Origin of the sequence: Rhizobium sp. ERR 1071 (assembly GCF_007828675.1) — a bacterium.
Taxonomy (GTDB): Bacteria; Pseudomonadota; Alphaproteobacteria; order Rhizobiales; family Rhizobiaceae; genus Rhizobium; species Rhizobium dioscoreae.
In genome coordinates, this window is record NZ_VITM01000018.1 from 65297 (window position 1) to 85541 (window position 20245).

Genomic DNA, 20245 nt, shown 5'->3' on the forward strand with positions numbered 1-20245 from the left:
TATTTCCTATTGAAGCGACAGGGCGCGCGAGCCCTCAAGGGCCTTCGCATTGCGGCTCGGCTCGCGTGATGCTGACGCTTCCTCCACGCCTCGCACTTCTCCCGTATCATCTTCAACGACGACCGTCCTGATACGGACGTTCTGGCCCACGCGTATCCGCTGCGATCCCTCCACAACGACGCGGTCGCCCTCAGCCACACCACCGGTGACAAGCCAGTTGTTCCCGATGGACCGGTCAACCGTCAGCACACGCTCTTCTATTTTCGCATCATCGCTGACAAACCGGGCGACGGCTTGCCCGCGCGGATTGCGAGATACAGCCCGTTGCGGGACAAGAAAACTTCTCTCGGCGAAGCCTTCTTCAATCAGGGCACGCACATACATGCCCGGCATCAGCATCCCGTCTGGGTTGGGAAAGACCGCACGCAACGACACCATTCCTGTCGACTGCGAGACCGCTGATCCAAGGAACTGAAGCTTGCCAGGATGGGGATAGCGCGAGCCGTCCTCAAGCTTCAATTCGACTGTGACATATTCTCCGTTTGATCGAATGCTGTTGGATGCCAGCGCCTTGTTGAGGGCCAAGAGGCTGGCACTCGACCTCACAAGATCCACGTTGATGATGTCGTGCTGGCGGATCACGGTTAGCGGCTGCGCCTGGTCCCGCGTAACCAAAGCACCCTGAGTGACGTTTGAGCCATCCACCCGCCCGCTGATCGGGGCTACTATTTTTGTGTAGTCAAGTTCTATGCGGGCTGTCTCAAGTGCCGCTGCCGCCGCTGCAACATCTGCTTCCGCTTGAAGCAACTGCGTTCTGGCAGTTTCCAGCTCCTGCTGGCTCACGGCATTGTTGGCGCTCAGTCGCTCGTAGCGCTCGAACCTCGCCCGAGCACTTGGAACGGCGCTCTCGGCCCGCTGCAAGGTAGCTTGGCCATTTCGGTAGGCAGCTTCAAACGGCGTTGGGTCCAGCTCGTACAAGACGTCGCCAGCTTCGACCTGGCTACCTTCTTCGAACACGCGCCGTTGGATAGTGCCGGTCACCCGGGGTCGAACCTCAGAAACCAGATGGGCGCTTGTCCGCCCCGGCAGTTCGCGAGTAAGGGTTACAATCCTTTGCTCTAATTCCTGGACGCTTACCTCCGGATCCTGAGCCGTGGCAGACTGTTGCGCCTCAACCTCCGAGCTGCAGGCGTGCAACGCGAAACTGCCCCATACGAGGAAGAGCATCTGAAGGAGGAGCACCCTGGGACGTCGGATCATTTAATGCCTCGTGCTGAAGATTGTGATTGCTAGCGCAGTCGCGGCGATTGCTCGCTGTGTAACCGAGGCTTGTCGCGGCGGTATGCCGGAGGCGTCAGAAATTGTATCAATTCTGTCGCAGGCCTGCCGCGACATACTGCGAAACCTGCCGTGGGCTTCGGTAGATACCTATGAGGCCTTTTGAAACAGTTCGACATTCTGGGAGCGTAGTTGACGCAGCAATTGCTCGGAGGTGCTCGATCTTTGCTGCGCAAATCGCAGTAGCTGGTGCGCGGCTGTCAGCGCATTCCGATCGTCGAGCTCTAGTTCGTTTTCCGTGCAGAAAATGATGAGTGCTCGCTTGAGCTCACGGATCTCCCAAAGTCCAAGTGTCATGTTCGGTCTCCGAATTGCTGAACCGACACCATGGTGACAGTGCGATGTCTCCCGGCTTTGCCAAAAATGTATCAAGTGGTGTCGCACCGCGTAGAGCGCTAAAGTGCGAGCCGCTGGCTTCAGAATCGAACCTCGATCAACAATGATCCTGCTCGCAGTGCCCAGCCGCCCGCATCGAATCTGTGAACGCAACCGCCTTCAGGCGTCAACAAGATCTGCCCAACAATTTCTGCGTGTTGATTGCCGCTGAGAACTGACCCGGCGTTTCCACCGAGAATTGACCCGCCTGTTAGGTATGTTTCGGGTCTGCGGTCGTGGTCAAGTTTCTTGTTTTCTCCTTCGTCGTTTTGGTGTCATGCGCCGAGCTGTTCTTGAAGCGGAAGCTGTCGTTTCCGGTTTCCAGAATGTGGCAGTGGTGCGTGAGCCGGTCCAGCAGCGCTGTGGTCATCTTGGCATCACCGAAGACGCTGGCCCATTCGCTGAAGCTGAGGTTGGTGGTGATGATGACGCTGGTTCGCTCATAGAGCTTGCTCAACAGATGGAACAGCATCGCACCGCCTGACGCGCTGAACGGCAAGTAACCGAGCTCATCGAGGATGACGAGATCGGAGTGGACAAGCCGATTGGCGATCTGGCCGGAGCGCCCTTGCGCCTTTTCCTGTTCGAGCGCATTGACCAGTTCGACGGTCGAGAAGAACCGAACTCGTTTGTGATGATGCTCAATGGCCTGGACGCCTATTGCGGTCGCTATGTGCGTTTTCCCCGTGCCGGGGCCGCCGACCAGAACGATATTGTTGGCGTCGTCGAGGAACTCGCAGCGATGAAGTTGGCGGACAAGCGCCTCGTTGATCTCGCTGCTGGTAAAATCGAAGCCGTTCAGATCACGATAGGCAGGAAAGCGGGCGGTCTTGAGCTGATAAGCGGTCGATCGCACCTCCCGTTCGGCCGTTTCCGCTTTCAAGAGCTGCGACAGGATCGGAACGGCAGCCTCGAACGCCGGCGATCCCTGCTCGGTCAGTTCGCCGACGGCTTGCGCCATGCCGTGCATCTTCAGTTGACGCAGCATGATGACGATCGCACCGCTTGCTGGATTATGACGCATGGCGGGCCTCCGTCTTTCTCAGGGCATCGTATCGTTCGACATTGGCCTTCGGCTCGTTGGTGAGCGTCAGGGCCTGCGGCGCATCGATGGTTGGCGGTGTGAAGGATTTGCCGTCGACGAGACGATGCAGCAGGTTCAGCACATGCGTCTTGGTTGGAACGCCGGACTTCAGCGCCATGTCGACCGCCGATAGCACGGCCTGTTCGTCGTGCTGAAGGACGAGCGCCAGGATATCGACCATCTCCCGGTCGCCGCCCGGCTTCTTGAGCAAGTATTGCTGCAAGGCCCGGAACGCATCAGGGAGTTCGGCGAATGGTGCGCCATTGCGAAGCGCACCTGGCTTTCGCTGCACCACCGCCAGATAGTGCCGCCAATCGTAGATCGTCTGTCCTGGCCTGTCGTGGGAGCGATCAATGACGCGACGATGCTCGCAAACGATCTGTCCTTCTGCGGCAACCACGACACGGTTTGGATAAACGCGAAGGCTCACCGGCCGATTGGCGAAGGACGCCGGGACGCTGTAGCGATTGCGCTCCAGATGCACGAGGCAGGTAGGAGAGACGCGCTTGGTGTATTCGACAAACCCATCGAACGGCCGGGTAATGGGCATAAGCGTGGGTGCTTCCTCCGCCCAGATGTCGGCAATGGTGCCGCGCATCTGCCCATGTGGGGTCTGTGCCCAGAACTCCTTGCAGCGCTGCTCGAGCCAGTCGTTCAGAGCATCCAGCGATGGGAAGCGCGGCGTGGGCTGCCACAGACGATGACGTGCATCCTGAACGTTCTTCTCGACCTGTCCCTTCTCCCAGCCAGAAGCCGGATTGCAAAACTCGGGTTCGAACAGGTAGTGGCTGGCCATCGCCTGGAAGCGGACGTTGACGTCACGCTCTTTGCCACGGCCGACCTTGTCGATCGCGGTGCGCATGTTGTCGTAGATGCCGCGTCCCGGGATGCCACCGAACACGCGGAATGCATGATTGTGGGCATCGAAGAGCATCTCGTGCGTCTGTAGCAGATAGGCCCGCACGATGAAGGCCCGGCTGTAGCTCAGCTTCGTATGCGCCACCTGCAGCTTTGTGCGCTCATTGCCAATGATGGCCCAATCTTCCGACCAATCGAACTGGAAGGCTTCACCGGGATCGAACGCCAGGGGCACATATGTCCCGCGGCCCGTCGTCTGCAATTCCCTTTGACGATCATCACGCCATTCCCGAGCGAAGGCTGCCACCCGATTATAGGAGCCCTCGTAGCCAAGGCTAATCAGATCGGCATGCAACTGCTTCATCGTCCGCTTCTGTTTGCGGCTCTTCTTAGATTCGGTCTTCAGCCAGGCCGATAACCGATCTGCAAACGGATCAAGCTTGCTCGGCCGATCCGGAACATTGAACTTCGGCTCCACGCCGTCCAGGCGCAGGTATTTGCGGATGGTATTCCGGGATAGGCCAGTCCTGCGGCAAATCTCCCGGATCGATAGATGCTCTCGAAAATGCCAGCGTCGGATCACGCTCAATAACGCCATGTCGATCACTCCATAGCCCCCGCTGAAAACATGCGAGGGAAGGTTGGAACATGGGTCAATTCTCAATGGAAATATCAGGCCACGCCGGGTCAGTTCTCAGTGGCAATCAACATTCTGCGCCTTGCGCATCCGATGGGGCAAACAACAGATCCTGTGATACTGCGACTGAATAGCAATCCGCGTTATTTTGCTGCCGGCCTTTGCGGCGCGCTTGCCCTGACCTCGCTTGCGGTGCTCGCCACCATTGATTGTCTCATGAAGGATAGAGGAAGCTGGAAAAGCTTGTGTTTTTCGGACGGACCAGTCTGTTCACCTTCACTTTCGGCAACATGTTCCTGTACGCTTGGCGCGGTAGGCTGGACACACTCGGATCGGCCGTTCTTCAAGCTGTGATTATAAGCTTGGTCATCATTGGGCTAAATTACATGTTCGATCGGGAGATGCGTCGCCGCGGAAGGCTGGCCACCGCGTCAGCTCCCTCCAGGCAGATAACGTCATTCCTCAAGATGCTGACGGCGTTAAGCACGCTCAGAGCGGAACAGACCTGATTTCTTCAGAATGCCGACGCGGATACACCAGCACCTCTAATGCCTGTTCCAGGATACCCGAAATGCCCCACGGTCGAAATGCCCGCCGCCGATAAGGTCCGTGATTTGGCACCCCAAAGGTACCAGGCGAAGATCCCGTTCGTAATCGAGCCTGCCCACATGGGAGACGATCGTAAAAGCCTTCAAGCACAAACTGGTTGCTGCGGTGGAGCACCAGTAAGCGGCACGCTGCTCGTGCGACCAGTACTGGCCAATAGATGCCGAGAAGAGATATGTGAAGAGCATGAGTGATCCAACAAAAGAACAACTCGCCGCTCTCGGCACTGCGTTCGAGACCTTCGCGCGCCGATACAAGCTTGCCGATGCTCTGCGTTCAGAGCGCCCACTTGCCGAGTTAGACAAGGCGGTGCTGCTCTACGTCGCAGAGCATGCTGGTTGCGGGCCGACCGATGTTGCTCGCTTCCTTGCCGTACCCACGACAACGCTCTCTTCGGCAACGGACCGGCTGGTAAAACGCGGTCTCCTGAAGCGCGAGCGTATCGAAGCCGATCGCCGGGCGGTGGCCCTCAAGCTTAGCGAAACCGGGCTAGCCTATGCACGGGCCCAGGTCGAGGCCTATCGGCAAATGTATGTGCTGATGCTTTCCCGATTGTCGTCCGACGAACGAGATCAATTCATAGATCCGGTGGTCGAGTCGAGCATCTAGCTGTAGAAGGTTCTTGCTGTGATTGCCATTCCAGTCGAAGTATCCAGCGGCCCTGTAAGGCCTTGATGATCTCGACCCAGCAACCGCGTAGCTGAGTTAGCGCGAAGTCCTGTTTTCGCTCGGTGTATCAAAATCCGGTCAGCCTGTCCGTGCCTGTTTCCGCGGGTAACTTCACATACGTGAGCACAAAAAAAGGGCCGGAGACTATGTCTCACGGCCCAGGTTTTTTCTTCGACAGTGGAGGGAGGGCCCACGTCGAGAAGGTGATAGTGCCAGACTATGGTTAACGAATCGCTTTAGGCGCAATCGGTGGATTGAGCGATCTCCTGTCGCAGTTGTTCGACTTTGGCACCTGCCCACTGCCTGGCATCTTCGCCAAACACCAACCGCGATGGCACTTCGTCCTGCGCGGCAAGTGCGACAATCTGCGCGGCGAGAACCTTCGGATCGCCCGGTTGGTTGCCATTGGCGCGGTCAATGAAGGCGCGATACTGTTGGATAGACTCTGCGTAGTCTGGGATGTTGATGCTGCCGAAGCTCGCCGACTTGGCATCCATGAAGTCTGTCCGCAGCATTCCCGGCTCGACCAAGAGAGAGCGGACGCCAAATGGAGCGAGTTCCTGCGCAAGACCCTCCATCCATCCCTCGACGGCGAACTTCGACGCCGAGTAAACCGAACCGCCCGCGCTTGAGACCAGCCCGCTCACCGAAGAGATTGTGACCACGAGGCCCGATCGACGCTTGCGCATATGGGGAACGACAGCGCGCGCGACATTCATCGAGCCGAACAGATTGACCTCGAACTGACGCCGCACCGCGGCGTCACTGAACGTCTCGAAAAATCCGAGTTCGGCATAGCCGGCATTGTTGACCAGCACATCGATCGCACCGAAGCGGTTCACAGTCTCGGCCGCGACCGCGTTTGCTGCTTCGGCGTCGGTGATGTCGAGTGCCAGAGCGTGCAGGCGATCGTCGCTGCCGAAGGCCTTCTGCACCGCCTCAGGCGACCGTGCTGTCGCCACGACCGTCTCTCCCGCGTCAAGCGCCGCGCGCGTGAGCTCGCGCCCCAGCCCCCGACTTGCTCCTGTTACCAACCATACCTTCGCCATCGTGTCTTCCTCATCTTTGAAACCTGTCCCTCAGTAAGTAGTCGTGCTAATGGATTTGGATAAGCTCCTAATTAGTAATGGGCCTTAGTAGCTGGAGTTATGAATGCGTCCAGATCAACTCGCCGATCTCGCCGTCTTCGCGGCAATCGCTTCCGACCGCAGTTTCACGCGCGCCGCCAAACGGCTCGGGGTCACGCAGTCGGCATTGAGCCAGACCATGAAGCGCCTCGAGAGCGAACTCGGTTTCCGGCTGCTCTCTCGTACGACACGTAGCGTCGCCCCGACGGCCGCCGGCGAGCGCTTGCTTGCTACTCTATCGCCAGCATTGGCGGGCCTGGACGGCGAGATGACGGCGCTGTCGCAGGCAAGCGCGTCGGCGATCGGCAGCATCCGGATCACCACCGGCAAACATGCCGCGGACACTGTGCTGTGGCCGATGCTGCCAGCTTTCATGCGTCGGTACCCAGGCATCGAAGTTGAGGTATGTGTGGAGGACGGGATGACAGACATCGTCGCGGGTCGCTACGATGCGGGCATCCGACTTGGCGAGCGATTGGAAAAGGATATGATCGCGCTCCCAATCGGGCCACCGCTGCGCGTCGCGGTGGTCGCCGCGCCCGACTATCTCAAGAACCACCAGGCTCCGGTAGAGCCCGATGACCTCACCGCCCATCGCTGCATTTCCTACGGCGACGCGGACGGTAACCTGTCTCCATGGTCATTTGAGCGCAATGGCCGGACGCTGACCGTCGCGCCAAGCCGCGGACCCGTATTCAACGATGCAGACCTACTGGTGGCTGCAGCCATTGAGGGCTTTGGGATCCTCTACATCCTGGAAGACCTAGTGGCGGCGCCAATCGCCGATGGTCGTCTCATCCGCCTGCTGGAGCCATGGTGCGCTCCGTTTCCCGGCTATTACCTCTATTACCCCGACCGTCAGGGAACGACGGCTTTCCGCCTGTTTAAGGAAGCGCTTCGGGAAAGTAGGGGCTCCTGACGGCTAAGACAAATGCGCAAGCGGCTATATCTTCTGCCACAGTAGCTGGGTCATTCCTTTGACCAAGGTATTTACTATAGCTCTCCAGCAGAACCGGGGATCGCCAGTTATGCGTCATTTCGATCTAGGTCGCCCGAATGGCGGGGGCTCCTCCACCGAGACCATGGATTTCCCCTAGTGCCACGAGCAGTCTTTCCGCATCCTGTGATGCAAGACGATAAAAGATCATCTGATGGACCCTGCGCGTCTTCACTACGTCCTGCTCTCGCAGCCGTGCCAAGTGTTGCGAGATGGCCGACTGACTTAGGCCGCAAACCTCGCAAAGCTCGCCGACGTTAACTTCTCGCGCGCGAATGGCGTTCAAAATAAGAAGGCGTGTTGGGTGCGAAAACGCATTCAAGAGGCCGGCATGCATCTCGGCACGTGCCGTCCCTCCATTTCTCGCAGAATACATGGCTGAGTCTCCACAGCGAAACAGGAGAAAACATACAAGAATTCTTTTTGCCCCGCTACGGCAAACGGGAAGAGGCAAATTGCTCGTTAACGAGTTCCATCTCTTGCCAATATTTCACCAAATCTGAGCGAGGTGTTCATCAAATTCCTCCCACCGGCCGCTTTTTAATATCCATGCGGTGTCGTTGGAACTAGACGGTAAGGTGCTGGCTGAAGTGCTACCGCATGTCTCACTCTGCCACTCAGTCACCGCAGCGAGAGGACCGCGAAGAAAGATGAGGGTCGCTACGAATTCGAAGGAACACATATCGAGTTCGGCTCGCAACAGCCTGCTAACTTGACGGGCTACGCTCTTTGAATAGGAGCCATCTTGTCAAAGCTGGGTTGTCAAATTCAGAACTTTGTAAAGCGAGACTCGCATAAGCTTTAATCTTATGCCATAATGTCAAGTATGAGCAGACAAACGGGGACAAAGCTAAAGCAACTCCTCCAAACCGTTCCTCCCGGTTTCCTGGTAGATACGGGGTGGATGAGCCGCCACGCCATTTCGCGGCAATCAGTCTCCGGCTATGTAAAGCAGGGCTGGCTCGAACCCGTCCTGAAGGGACTGTATCGGCGGCCCTTTACACCGGATACGAACCCGGAAGCCGTCGCGGGGTGGAAGATACCGCTGCTCTCAGCGGTATGGCTCATAAAGCACAGGTTCCATGTCGGCGGCTCCAGCGCTCTCACCCTTCGAGGCCATATACACTATCTGTCGCTCGGCGGCGAATTCGCCCTCTATCTCTATGGCTCCGACATCCCGCCATGGCTATCGAAAATGCGAATCGACGCGCGGGTAGTGCTTAGAACCGGCAATCTGTTTGGTGATGAAACCGTTGGAGTCGAGAATTCCGACTTCAGCCTTGCCGATGACGATGATGCCGAGCTCGCGCTGAGTCCTTGGCGCTGGCCGGTCCCGATGTCATCGCCCGAACGCGCTATCCTCGAAATGATCGCCGAACTTCCAAAAGACGAGAGTTTTCATAACGTCGACATGGCATTCGAGAGTCTCGCCAACCTCCGACCGAAGCTGTTGATGACGCTGCTGGGGCATTGCCGAAGCGTGAAGACCAAGCGGCTGTTTTTTATCTACGCCGACAAGCACAATCATGGTTGGCGCAAGCACATCGACGTGTCGGCGGTGGATCTCGGCAAGGGCGATCGGGCGCTCACTCCGGGCGGCCGGCTTCACCCAGTTTACCGCGTCACCATTCCGAATGATCTCATGCCGAAGGAGACCTCGCATGGCGCGTGAGCAATATGTGCGGCAGGTCGAGCTCCTCGTGCGAACCCTACCCTTCATCGCCCGCCATGAAGCCTTCGCGCTCAAGGGCGGCACGGCGATCAACCTCTTCTATCGTGACATGCCGCGGCTGTCGGTCGATATCGATCTCGTCTATCTCCCGATCGAGGATCGCGAGACGACGCTGAAGAACATCGACGCGATCCTTGATCACATCCGGGCGGACCTTCTACGCAATCTGCGGAACGCTAGCGTTCAGAGGATCGCCGGCGGCGGCAACAATGATACCCGCCTCCTGGTCCGGCAGGGCAACGTCGAAATCAAAGTGGAGACTTCTCCCGTCGCGAGGGGCACCGTTCATCCGTCGGAACGACGCCGGGTGACCGAGAAAGTCGAGGACGTCTTCGGGTTCGCTGAGATGCAGGTCGTCTCGTTTGAGGACCTGTTTGGCGGGAAGCTGCATGCAGCGGTTGACCGACAGCACCCACGCGACCTGTTCGACGTCAAGCTGCTCTATGAAAACGACGGACTGACCGATGCGCTGTTTAGGACCTTCCTGGTTTATGTCGCAAGTTCCGGTCGGCCGCCCCATGAGCTGGTTAGGCCCTCGCTTGCAGCGGTGGAAGGAGCGTTCGTAAAAGAGTTCGAGGGAATGACGACGCAGCCCATTAGCCTCGATGAGCTGAAAGCCGCAAGAGGGCAACTGACGACGGATCTCCTTGCACGGCTCGACGACGACGCCATGCGCTTTCTGCTTTCACTCCACGACGGCAAACCAGATTTTGAAGCCATCAGGTTGCCGCAAGCGGCTAATCTGCCGGCCGTCCGCTGGAAGATTCTCAACCTCGAGAAGCTGAAGGCGCAGAATCCAGAAAAACATGCCGAGCAACGGCGAGAGATCGAAGGGCTTCGGTCAACAACCAGGAGACAGACCTGATGCTCCAGTTCGACGGTAATTGGCGGTTTGACAGTCCCGGCCCAATCGAACCGGCCGCCCGAGAGGCATTTCGCGATCTCATCAATCGCATTTGTGGACAAGGACAGCGCAAGTCCATCCTCGAATATTTCAAAGCTCGCTTTTGCGCAGCTGCCGGTGCGGACTATTGGCCAAGCACCGATGAGCGGTTCGCCTCAGAGGATCTCGACCGAGACATGTTAAACGCCGGAGATAATGCTCCGATTTTCATCGAAGCATTCTGGAATGCTTGCCAAGAGCTTCGTGCACGCAATCCCGCAATGGTGATACCGGATGCCGGGCGGCTCAATCGCATCCTTGCGGACGCCGACGCCGGCTACCTGATGGCTCGCGATGCAGATTGACCGCCTCTACACCGAGCCAGCAACAATTGAACCTGTCATCTTCGATGCCGGCGTCAATGTCATTCTTGGCGAGAGCGATGACACCAGTTCGAAAAACAACGGCGTCGGCAAGTCGCTTTGCATCGAGTTTTTAAACTTCGCTTTGCTCAAGCGGAAATCCGAAAGCCGGGTCGCCAAGATTCCCAAAGCGACATTCGATCCATCCATCTTCATATGCGTCGACTTCCGCATGAATGGCTCACGCTACACAATCAAAAGGTCCCTCGAACATTCGGAACGTCCTCGGATCGTTCTGGACGGCCAGGAGACCAATTTTGCCAAGATCGAGGATGCTACTCACTTCCTTACCAGCCGCATGTTCCCTGATGGCAAAACCCCTCCCGTTGGGTTCCGCGAGATCTTGGGGCCGCTGATCCGCGATGAACGCTCCGAGTTCAAATCGATTGTCTCCTGCTTCGACACCAAGTTCCGAATTCCTGACAACTATGCCCCGCACCTGATGTTGCTGGGAATAGATCTCGGAATTTATCGCGTCATCAAGGACATCCAGAAGGAGCTCGATGCCATCGGTACTGAAGAGGGCCGCATCAAGGACAGCGTGCAGCTTGTCCGCCAAAAGAACCTCGACGAAGCCAGGTCCGATCTCAACGTTCTGGATGAGGAGGTGGAGGCGATACGCGAAGGCATAGATGCTCTCGAGAACTCGCCTGCCTATGACATCGTCAAGGGCGAGATCGTCGATATCGAGGATCGGATGGCAGAACTGCGTAGCCGGAAGGAGGTCCTTGTGCGGCGCTCTGCCAGCTTGGCCCCTATCGCAGTGGAGCCAAACATCGATACCGATGAGGTGCGAGACTTCTACGACCAGATGCGCAGCGGCCTTGGAACCAGCATCGTTCGCGAGCTAGACGAAGTGTTGGCTTTCAAAGCTAAGATCGAGCAATTCCAACGTCATTTGCTTGATGAGAAGTCGAGAGTCCTACAGGTGGAGATCAGGGACATTAACAGGCAGCTGGCCGAACTCGACGGGCGTTATGCGAAGCTTGTTTCCGTACTTGACCAAGAGGGCCAGCTCCGCAACCTCCGCCAGACATACGCCTCTTTTCAGGCCAAGAGCGACGAGCTCGGACAGCTGAAGAGCTTCTTCAGTCGGTATGATCAGCTGTTGGTTGAGAAACAGGCGAAAAAGACCGAGATCGAAAAGGAAAAACTCCGACTTCAGGAAAGTATTCTGATCGCAGATGATCGAGTTCGCTCCTTCGAGAAAACCATCCTTCTCATCCATCAGTTCATTCAGGGAAACCGAAGAGCTTCTTTCGAGGTCCGAACGACTACGAAGAAACAGGTTGTAGAGATCGTCCTGCGCATTGACGATGATGGCAGCCATAGCGTCGAGCGGGAAAAAGTTTTCATTTACGACATCGCGCTGTTACTCAACGACTTCAGCAAGGCCCGCCATCCAGGCCTTCTGGTCCACGACAACATCTTTGACGTCGACGACGACACGCTTCAGAAGAGCCTCGAATTTATTCTCACCCGCGCATCTTTTGATGACGAGCAGCAATACATCCTTACGCTCAATCTCGACCGCGTCCAGCATTGTCGGGAGGAGGTTTGGTATGAAGAGCTTGAGCGCAGCGTTGTAGCCACCTTTACAAAGAGCAATCGTTTCCTGAAAACACATTACCAGGAAGTCGGTTAGCGCTCATCCCAGTGGGATCGAGCGCACATTACGGACCTAAGAACCTCCAGCGATACTCGGCGGCAGTTGTTCTCTGTCATGAACGACGGTATCATCTGATTCGCTGATGTTATCAGCTGGGGCACGGCCCAACTCGGCACCACCCGCAAAGGGACGGTAAATCCGTGAAATGGACTTACGTACAATTCCGGAACTTGCGTTCTGGCATGACAACGGTGCCTACTGCCAGTCGCGATTGTTCGGGAATCGCACATGGACTTTCTACGCTCAGAATTCGCATTTAAATCGGCGGCCCTTAAAATTGAACGCGGCCTCTCGTCGCGCTCTTCATCATTTGCTGTAAGTCCAGAAGATGTGGCTGAGATGTTGCTGCCGCTAACGAGTGCTGCCGACGGCGAGCAACTTTTGCATGGCTCCAGGAAACTGGCAGAAATGCTCAATCAATCAAATTCCACACCTCTGAAATGCGCTTGGATTCAGCAGAAGCTGGCCAGAGCGTTCGCTGGAAGATCGTATCAGAGCCTCCGGCGATCGTTCGACTTCCCCACGGACTTCCGGGAAATCTTTCCGGGCGCAGCACTTCCGTACGGTTGCATGGAACCGGGCCAGACGCAAACCCACCCCTATCCGAGAGAACTCCTTGCCTTCCCCGAGCTCTCGCAATGGCGCGCAAATTGGGAACGGTCCGGCGTGTCGACGCGCGAACGACCGTTCTTTCCGCCTATGCTTCCAAGCTCATATTTCCAAGGCCATGAACCTCATTACGAGCGGCGGACGAACTGGCGCGCAGAGACCAGGGGACCTAACCCGCTTGCTCGCTCACCTTCCGAAAACGGACATAGCTGCGTTCTCGTCAGACACAGAGGACGGCATCTTATTGGTGCAGCGCGTTGGAAATGGTGGGGCGATTCGGGATACATCAGCGGTGTCTGCTTTAGCCTTTATTTGCTAACAAGAACTGGATGGCTGAAGACCTTCTTCGACATACGCCCTTACTACGCTGAGCCGACTTGCGGGCCTTTCATCTACAGAGATGGACGTGGGGAGGAAAGTGATCATATCCAGGCCGGCCTTGAGGAGCTCAGTCGACTGGCTGCTGATGAATCCAAGGATGAAGAAGAGCTGGAGCAGTGGGGTCTAGTGAGCAGTTTTTCGTCCCCGTAAACCGCGACGGCCAATGATATCCAATTCCGACATATGGCTTTTCGATAAGAGTTACAGAGCCGGGGGAGGTCGCTGTAGACCTTCGGCTAGGGCATGCTTGGGAACCTGCTGGGCCGCGGCTCGAAATATGATGCCCCGGCAGATTGTGGAGCCTCGTGTTCACCGCGTTCCAGCCATGTTGAGGCCTTAGCCGAAGTAAAAGTCGTGGTTCTCATCGGCGTTCGGCGAGAGCGCTGAGAGAACGGCTGAGTTGACCTTGCTGACATGATAGCCTGGCTTAACCGGCCGGCCGTCGTAACGGAAATCAGCGCGGAATTCTCGGCGGCTCGAGCACGCTCGTCGGGTCGCCGAGGGAGATAATGTCCCTTCTGCCTTTTGTTGTTGTCGATCGGGTTCATCTGCGTTATTCCTTGTTTCAATCATTCAAGGATTGTTGAAATATGGATCAACGTCAAGCCCTCATCGCATTCGGCGCGCTTTCTCAGGAGACCCGCCTGCACATCATCCGCATGCTGGTTGTTGCAGGCCCTGACGGCATGGCTGCGGGTACGATCGCTGAAAAAGCGGAAGTCTCGCCCTCGAACGTGTCCTTCCATCTGAAGGAGCTCGAACGATCCGGCCTGATCGCGCAGCAGCGGGCGTCCCGCTCGATCATCTACACGGCGAACTATGAAGCGCTCGGGGGCCTTGTCCGCTTCCTGATGGAAGACTGCTGCTCCGGGCACCCGGAGATCTGCGCACCGGCCGCTGAGGTGGCCGCCTGCTGCGTCCCCAATCGAGACGATAAACTGCAATGATCATGGACCGCGATCATTCCGGTACGACGGAAGGTGAGGTGATGAGTAAGTTCGATCTGCCACGGCGGCTGGTTGCCGAAGGCCTCGGGACCGCGATGCTGGTCGCGACTGTGGTCGGGTCGGGCATCATGGCAACCTCGCTGACGCAGGACATGGGGCTCGCCTTGCTCGGCAACACCCTCGCGACCGGAGCAATCCTGGTCGTCATGATCACTATTCTCGGACCGATCTCGGGCGCCCACTTCAATCCGGCGGTCTCGTTGATCTTCGCAATCTCCCGCGCCTTGCCGAAACGCGACTTCGGCCGATACGTGATTGCGCAAATCATCGGTGGCGTCAGCGGTGCGGTCGCCGCACACCTGATGTTCGGCCTGCCGATCATCGAACTGTCCACCAAGGTTCGCACCGGTGGCGCCCAATGGTTCTCCGAAGGCGTTGCGACATTCGGGCTGGTGGCGGTGATCCTCAGCGGCATCAAGTTCGAGCAGAAAGCGGCCGTGCCGTGGCTGGTCGGGCTCTACATCACCGCCGCCTATTGGTTCACCGCATCGACCTCGTTTGCCAATCCGGCCGTTGCGCTGGCACGATCGCTGACAAACACATTCTCAGGCATTCGGCCGATCGATCTGCCTGGCTTCTGTGTGGCGGAGGTTGCCGGAGCGGTTCTTGCACTCATGCTGTTCACCTGGCTCCTGCAGCCGTCCACTTCATCGCCAATCTCATCGGAAGCAAAGCTATGAACGTTACCATCTACCACAATCCGGACTGCGGCACGTCACGCAACACATTGGCGATGATCCGCAATGCCGGGATCGAGCCTCAGGTCATCGAATATCTGAAAAATCCGCCGTCGCGCGAGCAACTGGTGAAGATGATCACTGAGGCCGCCCTGACCGTCCGCGAGGCCATTCGCGAGAAGGGCACGCCCTATGCGGAACTCGGGCTCGACAATCCGGACCTGACCGACGACCAGCTTCTCGACGCGATGTTGAAGGACCCGATCCTGATCAACCGCCCCTTCGTCGTCACACCGCTCGGCACCCGTCTGGCGCGGTCGTCGGAAATCGTTCTGGACATCCTGCCCGACACGCACAAGGGCGCCTTTGCCAAGGAGGATGGCGAAAAGATTCTCGATGAGAAGGGAAAGCGTATTGTCTGATCTGCCTGCTGCATCGCCGGAGCATCTGCGCCAGTTAGACCTCGAGGCACTTCGGCCGCCATTCTCGACGCACAAGCCGCGGATCCTCATCCTCTAGGGGGCAGAACAAGAGCAGTTCAAAATCCTGCGCTAAGAGGAACGCCATCGGTCATTGAGGATCGGTGGAATATTGCGCTCGATCAAGTGGCAGGAGCCGCATTTCCGGTTGGCCCGGCCCAAGCTCCGCCGGGAGAAATCAAACGATAAATGTTCGCAGCTTGCTAGCGCGCCAAATGTAACGCCGGCCTGACGACGAGAATGCGGGCAATCGCCGCAATGCCGTTCAAGCACACCAAGCCGGCGGCAGCCACTAGATTGATCAGCACGACCTTTGCGATGATGGATAAGGAAAAGGCACCGTCTCCAGAAGGAAGAAATGCCGTGGCGGCAAAAAGGATGCCTTCGTAAGCGACCAGTGCGGCAGCGAAAGCCGCAACCCAAGCCAGAAACGCATTGAGCTTGGCGCGCGTGACAAGCGTGGCTGCCAGGAACGCCACGAGGGCCGCGAAGCCGATGGCGATGCCCCATGCATAGCTGTCCCAATTACGCGGATAGCCAAGAATAAAATACCCAACCATCTGGTTGGCTAGCCAGGCTAGCAGCACAGCAAACAAGGCCATCCGGCGCGGCAGCATGATTACTGAGACAGTAGCCAATGCCACAAAAGGCGTGATGCAGGCAAAAACGGTACTGAGGGCGACGCTCGCACCGGCGATGATCAGTACCCAGGCAGCCGCAAAGGCCGGCGCGGAGGCATGTAGCGGAAACTGGCGGCGGTTGATCATCTCAAATTACCCGATGAAACGGCGATGACGTTTTATATCGCAGCTTTCGGCAAAAATCCAATCCGGCGCCGCAATGCGGACCCGCGCAAAATTAGACAATCAATGGCGCTCAGCGTCTCTGCCCAACACCACAAGCGCCCTTCTTAAGCTGCCGATATTGACACTCCGCCAGCCTTGGTCTCATGGTGGTTTTGCATCTTCAAGGTCGAGGAAGCCGGTGAAAATCCGGCGCGGTCGCGCCACTGTAAGGGATGCGGCCCTATTGGGGCTGTATCGCGAGCCAGACCCTCAACCTGAACAGGCATCAACCCAGGACGCGCAATCCCCAGGAGTTCACCATGACAAGCGCTGCTTTCGCACCAACCGTTTCACCCGCTCTTCCCATACCATTGCGGGACATTGTCCCTTGGGCAATTTTTGCTGGCCTTCTCTGCCTGCTCGCGATTTACTTTGTCGGCGCCGAAGAAGGCGCAACGTCAATCATCCATGGCATGTATGTCCATGAATGGGTGCATGACGGTCGCCATCTGCTCGGTTTTCCCTGCCACTAAAAGGGACATTTAAATGGTAAGAGATTTACTCGTTCGCGGGATGCTTGTGGGCATCATCGCCGGACTGATCAGTTTTGGCTTTTTGAAGCTGTACGGAGAACCGCAGGTAGACCGTGCGATCGCTTTTGAATCGCAGATGGATGAGGCAAAGGCGAAAGAAGAGATGGCCAAGGGCATGGCCATGCCACCAGAAGAGCCGGAACTTGTCAGCCGACCGATGCAGGCCAGTTGGGGCCTGTTGACGGGCGTCATGGTCTACTGCACGGCTTTCGGCGGATTGTTCGCACTGACCTTCGCGTTTTCCTACGGACGCTTTGGTGGCACGGCCTCCCCACGGGTTTCTGCCGCCCTGGTTGCCCTGACGGGTTTCATATCGGTCTATCTCGTGCCGAATATCAAGTATCCGGCAAATCCGCCATCGATCGGTAATCCTGAAACGATCGCTCCTCGAACCGAACTTTACTTCGGCATGATCTTGATCTCCGTCATCAGTATGATCTTCGCGGCAAAGCTTCGCAGCGGCTTGATAGCTCGTTGGGGAGCCTGGAATGCGACGTTTATCGTAACCGCCGTTTACTTTGCGGTTGTCTTTCTCGCTGGACAGCTTCTGCCAGCGATCAATGAAGTTCCGCAAGGCTTCCCGGCCGATCTGCTCTGGAAGTTCCGCGTCGCGTCGATGGTTGCCCAGATACTGATGTGGGGCACATTAGGCCTTGTGTTCGGCGCAGTCGTCGAGCGCATTGTTCCGACATCACGCGCGTCGGATCGTTTGGCCATTCATTGAAACGTGTGACAGGCCGCTCACCCGTGAGCGGCCTGTCACGTCATATCGCGAAAACGGGCCAAGAGGACCATAGTCCCTTGTCCAGGATCCGCCGATTCATCGGTAAATCGAAATATCCCGCCTCAATTTGCTTGATGGATGCAACCTTCGACTGGATGGCCGACTTAAAGCGCTGCTCAGAAATTCCAATCCTCGTCCTCTGTGGCAACCGCCTTGCCGATCACATAGGACGAGCCTGAGCCCGAGAAGAAGTCGTGGTTTTCGTCCGCATTCGGCGACAACGCGGAGAGGATGGCTGGATTGACCCTGCAGGCTTCGGCCGGAAAGAGCGCCTCGTAACCGAGATTCATCAGCGCCTTGTTGGCGTTGTAATGCAGGAACTTCTTGACGTCCTCGGTCAGGCCGACGCCGTCATAGAGCGCTTCGGTGTATTTGGCCTCGTTGTCATAGAGTGCGAGCAGAAGATCGAAGGCAAAGTCCTTGATCTCTTGGCGTTGCCCGTCCGAAAGCCGCTCAAGCCCGCGCTGAAATTTGTAGCCGATGTAATAGCCATGCACCGCTTCATCGCGGATGATAAGGCGGATCATGTCGGCCGTATTGGTGAGCTTGGCGCGGCTCGACCAGAACATCGGCAGATAGAAACCCGAATAGAACAGGAAGCTTTCGAGGAAGACGCTCGCGACTTTCTTCTTCAAGGGATCGCCAGAGGCATATTGCTCAATGATCAGCGTAGACTTCTTCTGTAGGAATTCGTTCTCCTCCGACCAGCGATAGGCATCGTCGACATCGGGCGTCAGGCAGAGCGTCGAGAAGATCGACGAATAGGAGCGCGCGTGGACCGCTTCCATGAAGGAGATGTTCGAGAGAACAGCCTCTTCATGCGGCGTTGCGGCATCTGCCATCAGCTTGACCGAACCGACACCGTTCTGGATGGTGTCGAGCAGAGTTAGCCCGGTGAAGACGCGGATGGTGAGCTGCTGCTCCTCTGGCTTCAGGGTTGCCCAGGACTGGCTGTCGTTCGACAGCGGCACCTTTTCCGGCAGCCAGAAATTCCCGGTCAGGCGATTCCAGACCTCGAGGTCCTTGTCGTCCTCGATGCGGTTCCAATTGATGGCGCGAACGCGGCTTGCCGGCTTGAATTGCATATTCATTTTCATCGTCCCTCAAACGTTCAGAGCGTGCAGGAAACGCAGCCCTGAACCTGCGTGCCTTCGAGCGCCATCTGACGAAGGCGGATGTAATAGATAGTCTTGATACCCTTCTTCCAGGCGTAGATCTGCGCCTTGTTGATATCGCGCGTTGTCGCGGTATCGCGGAAGAACAGCGTCAGCGACAGGCCTTGGTCGACATGCTGGGTGGCCGCCGCATAGGTGTCGATGATCTTTTCCGGCCCAATCTCGTAGGCGTCCTGGTAATAGTCGAGATTGTCGTTCGTCATGAAGGCGGCCGGGTAATAGACGCGGCCGATCTTGCCTTCCTTGCGAATCTCGATCTTGGAAACGATCGGATGGATCGAGGAGGTCGAGTGGTTGATATAGGAGATCGAGCCCGTCGGCGGCACAGCCTGGAGGTTCTGGTTATAGAGCCCGCCTTCCATGACGGCTTTCTTCAAGGCGAGCCAATCTTCCTGGGTGGGAATGGCAATCCCGGCCTTCTCGAAGATTTCCGCGACACGCCCGGTCGCGGGCTTCCATTCCTGCTCCGTATACTTATCGAAATATTCGCCGGAAGCGTATTTCGAATTCTCGAAGCCCTTGAAGCTCTGGCCACGCTCGACCGCAAGCAGATTCGAGGCGCGAATGGCGTGGTAGGTCACCGTATAGAAATAGATATTGGTGAAATCGACGCCTTCTTCCGAACCGTAGAAAATGCGCTCGCGGGCGAGATAACCGTGCAGGTTCATCTGTCCGAGGCCGATCGCATGGCTTTCGTCATTGCCCTTCTCGATCGACGGCACGGAGGAGATATGGCTCATGTCGGAGACAGCCGTCAGCGCGCGGATCGACATTTCGATCGTTTTGCCGAAATCCGGGCTGTCCATCGCGGCTGCGATGTTGAGCGAACCAAGATTGCAGGAGATGTCCTTGCCCATATGCTTGTAGGACAGATCGTCGTTGTATTCGCTGGCTTCGCTGACCTGCAGGATTTCCGAGCAGAGATTGCTCATGGTGATGCGGCCGGCAACCGGATTGGCGCGGTTCACCGTGTCTTCGAACATGATGTAGGGATAACCGCTCTCGAACTGGATTTCGGCAATGATCTGGAAGAATTCGCGCGCCTTGATCTTCTTCTTGCGGATGCGGCTGTCGGCCACCATCTCGCGATACTTCTCCGTCACCGAAATCTCGGTGAACGGCACGCCGTAGACACGCTCCACATCATAGGGCGAGAAGAGGTACATATCCTCGTTGTTCTTCGCGAGCTCGAAAGTAATGTCCGGAATGACCACGCCGAGCGACAGTGTCTTGATGCGGATCTTCTCGTCGGCATTTTCGCGTTTGGTATCGAGGAAGCGCATGATGTCGGGATGGTGAGCGTTCAGGTAGACGGCGCCCGCCCCCTGCCGCGCGCCAAGCTGGTTGGCGTAGGAGAA

21 protein-coding genes, 1 pseudogene and 1 riboswitch are annotated in these 20245 nt (G+C 57.2%); of the genes and pseudogenes, 13 read left to right on the top strand and 9 right to left on the bottom strand.

The genetic code is table 11. From position 1 onward, the window contains the following. Window positions 1-6 precede the first annotated feature (6 nt). The 4 genes from FBZ99_RS31310 to istA all read right to left on the bottom strand — a co-directional run bounded on the left by FBZ99_RS31310 (window position 7) and on the right by istA (window position 4253). On the bottom strand, window positions 7-1260 hold the full coding sequence (locus FBZ99_RS31310; RefSeq protein WP_145636909.1) for an efflux RND transporter periplasmic adaptor subunit: 1254 nt from the start codon (window positions 1258-1260) through the stop codon (window positions 7-9). 168 nt (window positions 1261-1428) lie between these two features. Beyond that, window positions 1429-1635: a hypothetical protein gene (locus FBZ99_RS31315; RefSeq protein ID WP_145636912.1), complete on the bottom strand. Its 207-nt coding sequence runs from the start codon at window positions 1633-1635 to the stop codon at window positions 1429-1431. 289 nt (window positions 1636-1924) lie between these two features. Beyond that, window positions 1925-2737, bottom strand: a complete 813-nt coding sequence (gene istB / locus FBZ99_RS31320) for an IS21-like element helper ATPase IstB (protein ID WP_145636915.1) — start codon at window positions 2735-2737, stop codon at window positions 1925-1927. Continuing rightward, the gene (gene istA / locus FBZ99_RS31325) at window positions 2727-4253 is read right to left on the bottom strand and encodes an IS21 family transposase (RefSeq protein WP_145636918.1); all 1527 of its coding nucleotides are present in this window, start codon (window positions 4251-4253) and stop codon (window positions 2727-2729) included. Before istA ends, istB begins: the two co-directional genes overlap by 11 nt. A gap of 831 nt (window positions 4254-5084) precedes the next feature. On the opposite strand from istA, the gene FBZ99_RS31330 reads away from it, so the two are divergent. Then, window positions 5085-5507 carry a MarR family winged helix-turn-helix transcriptional regulator gene (locus tag FBZ99_RS31330; protein ID WP_145636921.1) on the top strand — a complete coding sequence of 141 codons (423 nt, stop codon included), beginning with the start codon at window positions 5085-5087 and terminating at the stop codon, window positions 5505-5507. Between the two features lie 296 nt (window positions 5508-5803). Here FBZ99_RS31330 and FBZ99_RS31335 read toward each other — a convergent pair whose 3' ends face one another. Continuing rightward, complete coding sequence (locus FBZ99_RS31335; RefSeq protein ID WP_145636924.1) at window positions 5804-6616, bottom strand: SDR family NAD(P)-dependent oxidoreductase; 813 nt, start codon at window positions 6614-6616, stop codon at window positions 5804-5806. A 103-nt stretch (window positions 6617-6719) separates the two neighbouring features. On the opposite strand from FBZ99_RS31335, the gene FBZ99_RS31340 reads away from it, so the two are divergent. Further along, the gene (locus FBZ99_RS31340; RefSeq protein WP_145636928.1) at window positions 6720-7613 is read left to right on the top strand and encodes a LysR family transcriptional regulator; all 894 of its coding nucleotides are present in this window, start codon (window positions 6720-6722) and stop codon (window positions 7611-7613) included. A gap of 124 nt (window positions 7614-7737) precedes the next feature. Here FBZ99_RS31340 and FBZ99_RS31345 read toward each other — a convergent pair whose 3' ends face one another. After that, window positions 7738-8067 (bottom strand): ArsR/SmtB family transcription factor, encoded by a 330-nt coding sequence (locus tag FBZ99_RS31345; RefSeq protein ID WP_145636930.1) that lies wholly within the window; start codon window positions 8065-8067, stop codon window positions 7738-7740. Window positions 8068-8517: 450 nt separating this feature from the next. On the opposite strand from FBZ99_RS31345, the gene FBZ99_RS31350 reads away from it, so the two are divergent. The 9 genes and pseudogenes from FBZ99_RS31350 to FBZ99_RS33695 form a co-directional block, all read left to right on the top strand. Next, entirely contained in the window at window positions 8518-9363 is an 846-nt protein-coding gene (locus FBZ99_RS31350; RefSeq protein ID WP_145636932.1) for a type IV toxin-antitoxin system AbiEi family antitoxin domain-containing protein, read from the top strand. Then, window positions 9353-10288: a nucleotidyl transferase AbiEii/AbiGii toxin family protein gene (locus FBZ99_RS31355; protein ID WP_145636935.1), complete on the top strand. Its 936-nt coding sequence runs from the start codon at window positions 9353-9355 to the stop codon at window positions 10286-10288. The genes FBZ99_RS31350 and FBZ99_RS31355 overlap by 11 nt, the downstream gene beginning before the upstream one ends. After that, on the top strand, window positions 10288-10671 hold the full coding sequence (locus tag FBZ99_RS31360; protein WP_186450375.1) for a hypothetical protein: 384 nt from the start codon (window positions 10288-10290) through the stop codon (window positions 10669-10671). Before FBZ99_RS31355 ends, FBZ99_RS31360 begins: the two co-directional genes overlap by 1 nt. Then, window positions 10661-12373 carry a DUF2326 domain-containing protein gene (locus tag FBZ99_RS31365; RefSeq protein ID WP_145636938.1) on the top strand — a complete coding sequence of 571 codons (1713 nt, stop codon included), beginning with the start codon at window positions 10661-10663 and terminating at the stop codon, window positions 12371-12373. The genes FBZ99_RS31360 and FBZ99_RS31365 overlap by 11 nt, the downstream gene beginning before the upstream one ends. A gap of 252 nt (window positions 12374-12625) precedes the next feature. After that, complete coding sequence (locus FBZ99_RS31370) at window positions 12626-13537, top strand: hypothetical protein (RefSeq protein ID WP_145636941.1); 912 nt, start codon at window positions 12626-12628, stop codon at window positions 13535-13537. A 440-nt stretch (window positions 13538-13977) separates the two neighbouring features. Further along, window positions 13978-14334, top strand: a complete 357-nt coding sequence (locus FBZ99_RS31380) for an ArsR/SmtB family transcription factor (RefSeq protein WP_145636948.1) — start codon at window positions 13978-13980, stop codon at window positions 14332-14334. 41 nt (window positions 14335-14375) lie between these two features. Next, a complete protein-coding gene (locus FBZ99_RS31385; protein WP_145636973.1) occupies window positions 14376-15074 on the top strand; it encodes an MIP/aquaporin family protein in 699 nt (232 codons plus the stop codon). Next, window positions 15071-15493, top strand: a complete 423-nt coding sequence (arsC, locus tag FBZ99_RS31390; protein WP_145636951.1) for an arsenate reductase (glutaredoxin) — start codon at window positions 15071-15073, stop codon at window positions 15491-15493. The genes FBZ99_RS31385 and arsC overlap by 4 nt, the downstream gene beginning before the upstream one ends. Beyond that, window positions 15468-15587: pseudogene (locus FBZ99_RS33695) on the top strand (arsenical resistance protein ArsH); the annotation flags it as partial. The gene arsC and the pseudogene FBZ99_RS33695, both read left to right, overlap by 26 nt. Before the next feature lie 166 nt (window positions 15588-15753). Here FBZ99_RS33695 and FBZ99_RS31400 read toward each other — a convergent pair. Next, complete coding sequence (locus FBZ99_RS31400) at window positions 15754-16317, bottom strand: hypothetical protein (RefSeq protein WP_145636954.1); 564 nt, start codon at window positions 16315-16317, stop codon at window positions 15754-15756. 185 nt (window positions 16318-16502) lie between these two features. Next, window positions 16503-16627: riboswitch (cobalamin riboswitch) on the top strand. Window positions 16628-16655: 28 nt separating this feature from the next. Between FBZ99_RS31400 and FBZ99_RS31405 the strand changes: the two genes are divergently transcribed. Further along, window positions 16656-16868, top strand: coding sequence for a CbtB domain-containing protein (locus FBZ99_RS31405; protein WP_145636956.1), 213 nt, complete (start codon window positions 16656-16658; stop codon window positions 16866-16868). Between the two features lie 13 nt (window positions 16869-16881). Beyond that, on the top strand, window positions 16882-17652 hold the full coding sequence (locus FBZ99_RS31410) for a CbtA family protein (RefSeq protein WP_145636959.1): 771 nt from the start codon (window positions 16882-16884) through the stop codon (window positions 17650-17652). Window positions 17653-17828: 176 nt separating this feature from the next. Here the strand turns inward: FBZ99_RS31410 and nrdF are convergent, their stop codons facing one another. Together nrdF and nrdE are read right to left on the bottom strand one after the other, a co-directional pair. Then, window positions 17829-18803: a class 1b ribonucleoside-diphosphate reductase subunit beta gene (nrdF, locus tag FBZ99_RS31415; protein ID WP_145636961.1), complete on the bottom strand. Its 975-nt coding sequence runs from the start codon at window positions 18801-18803 to the stop codon at window positions 17829-17831. A gap of 20 nt (window positions 18804-18823) precedes the next feature. Continuing rightward, window positions 18824-20245 (bottom strand): class 1b ribonucleoside-diphosphate reductase subunit alpha (nrdE, locus tag FBZ99_RS31420; RefSeq protein ID WP_145636964.1); only part of this gene is annotated, 1422 nt, incomplete at its 5' end.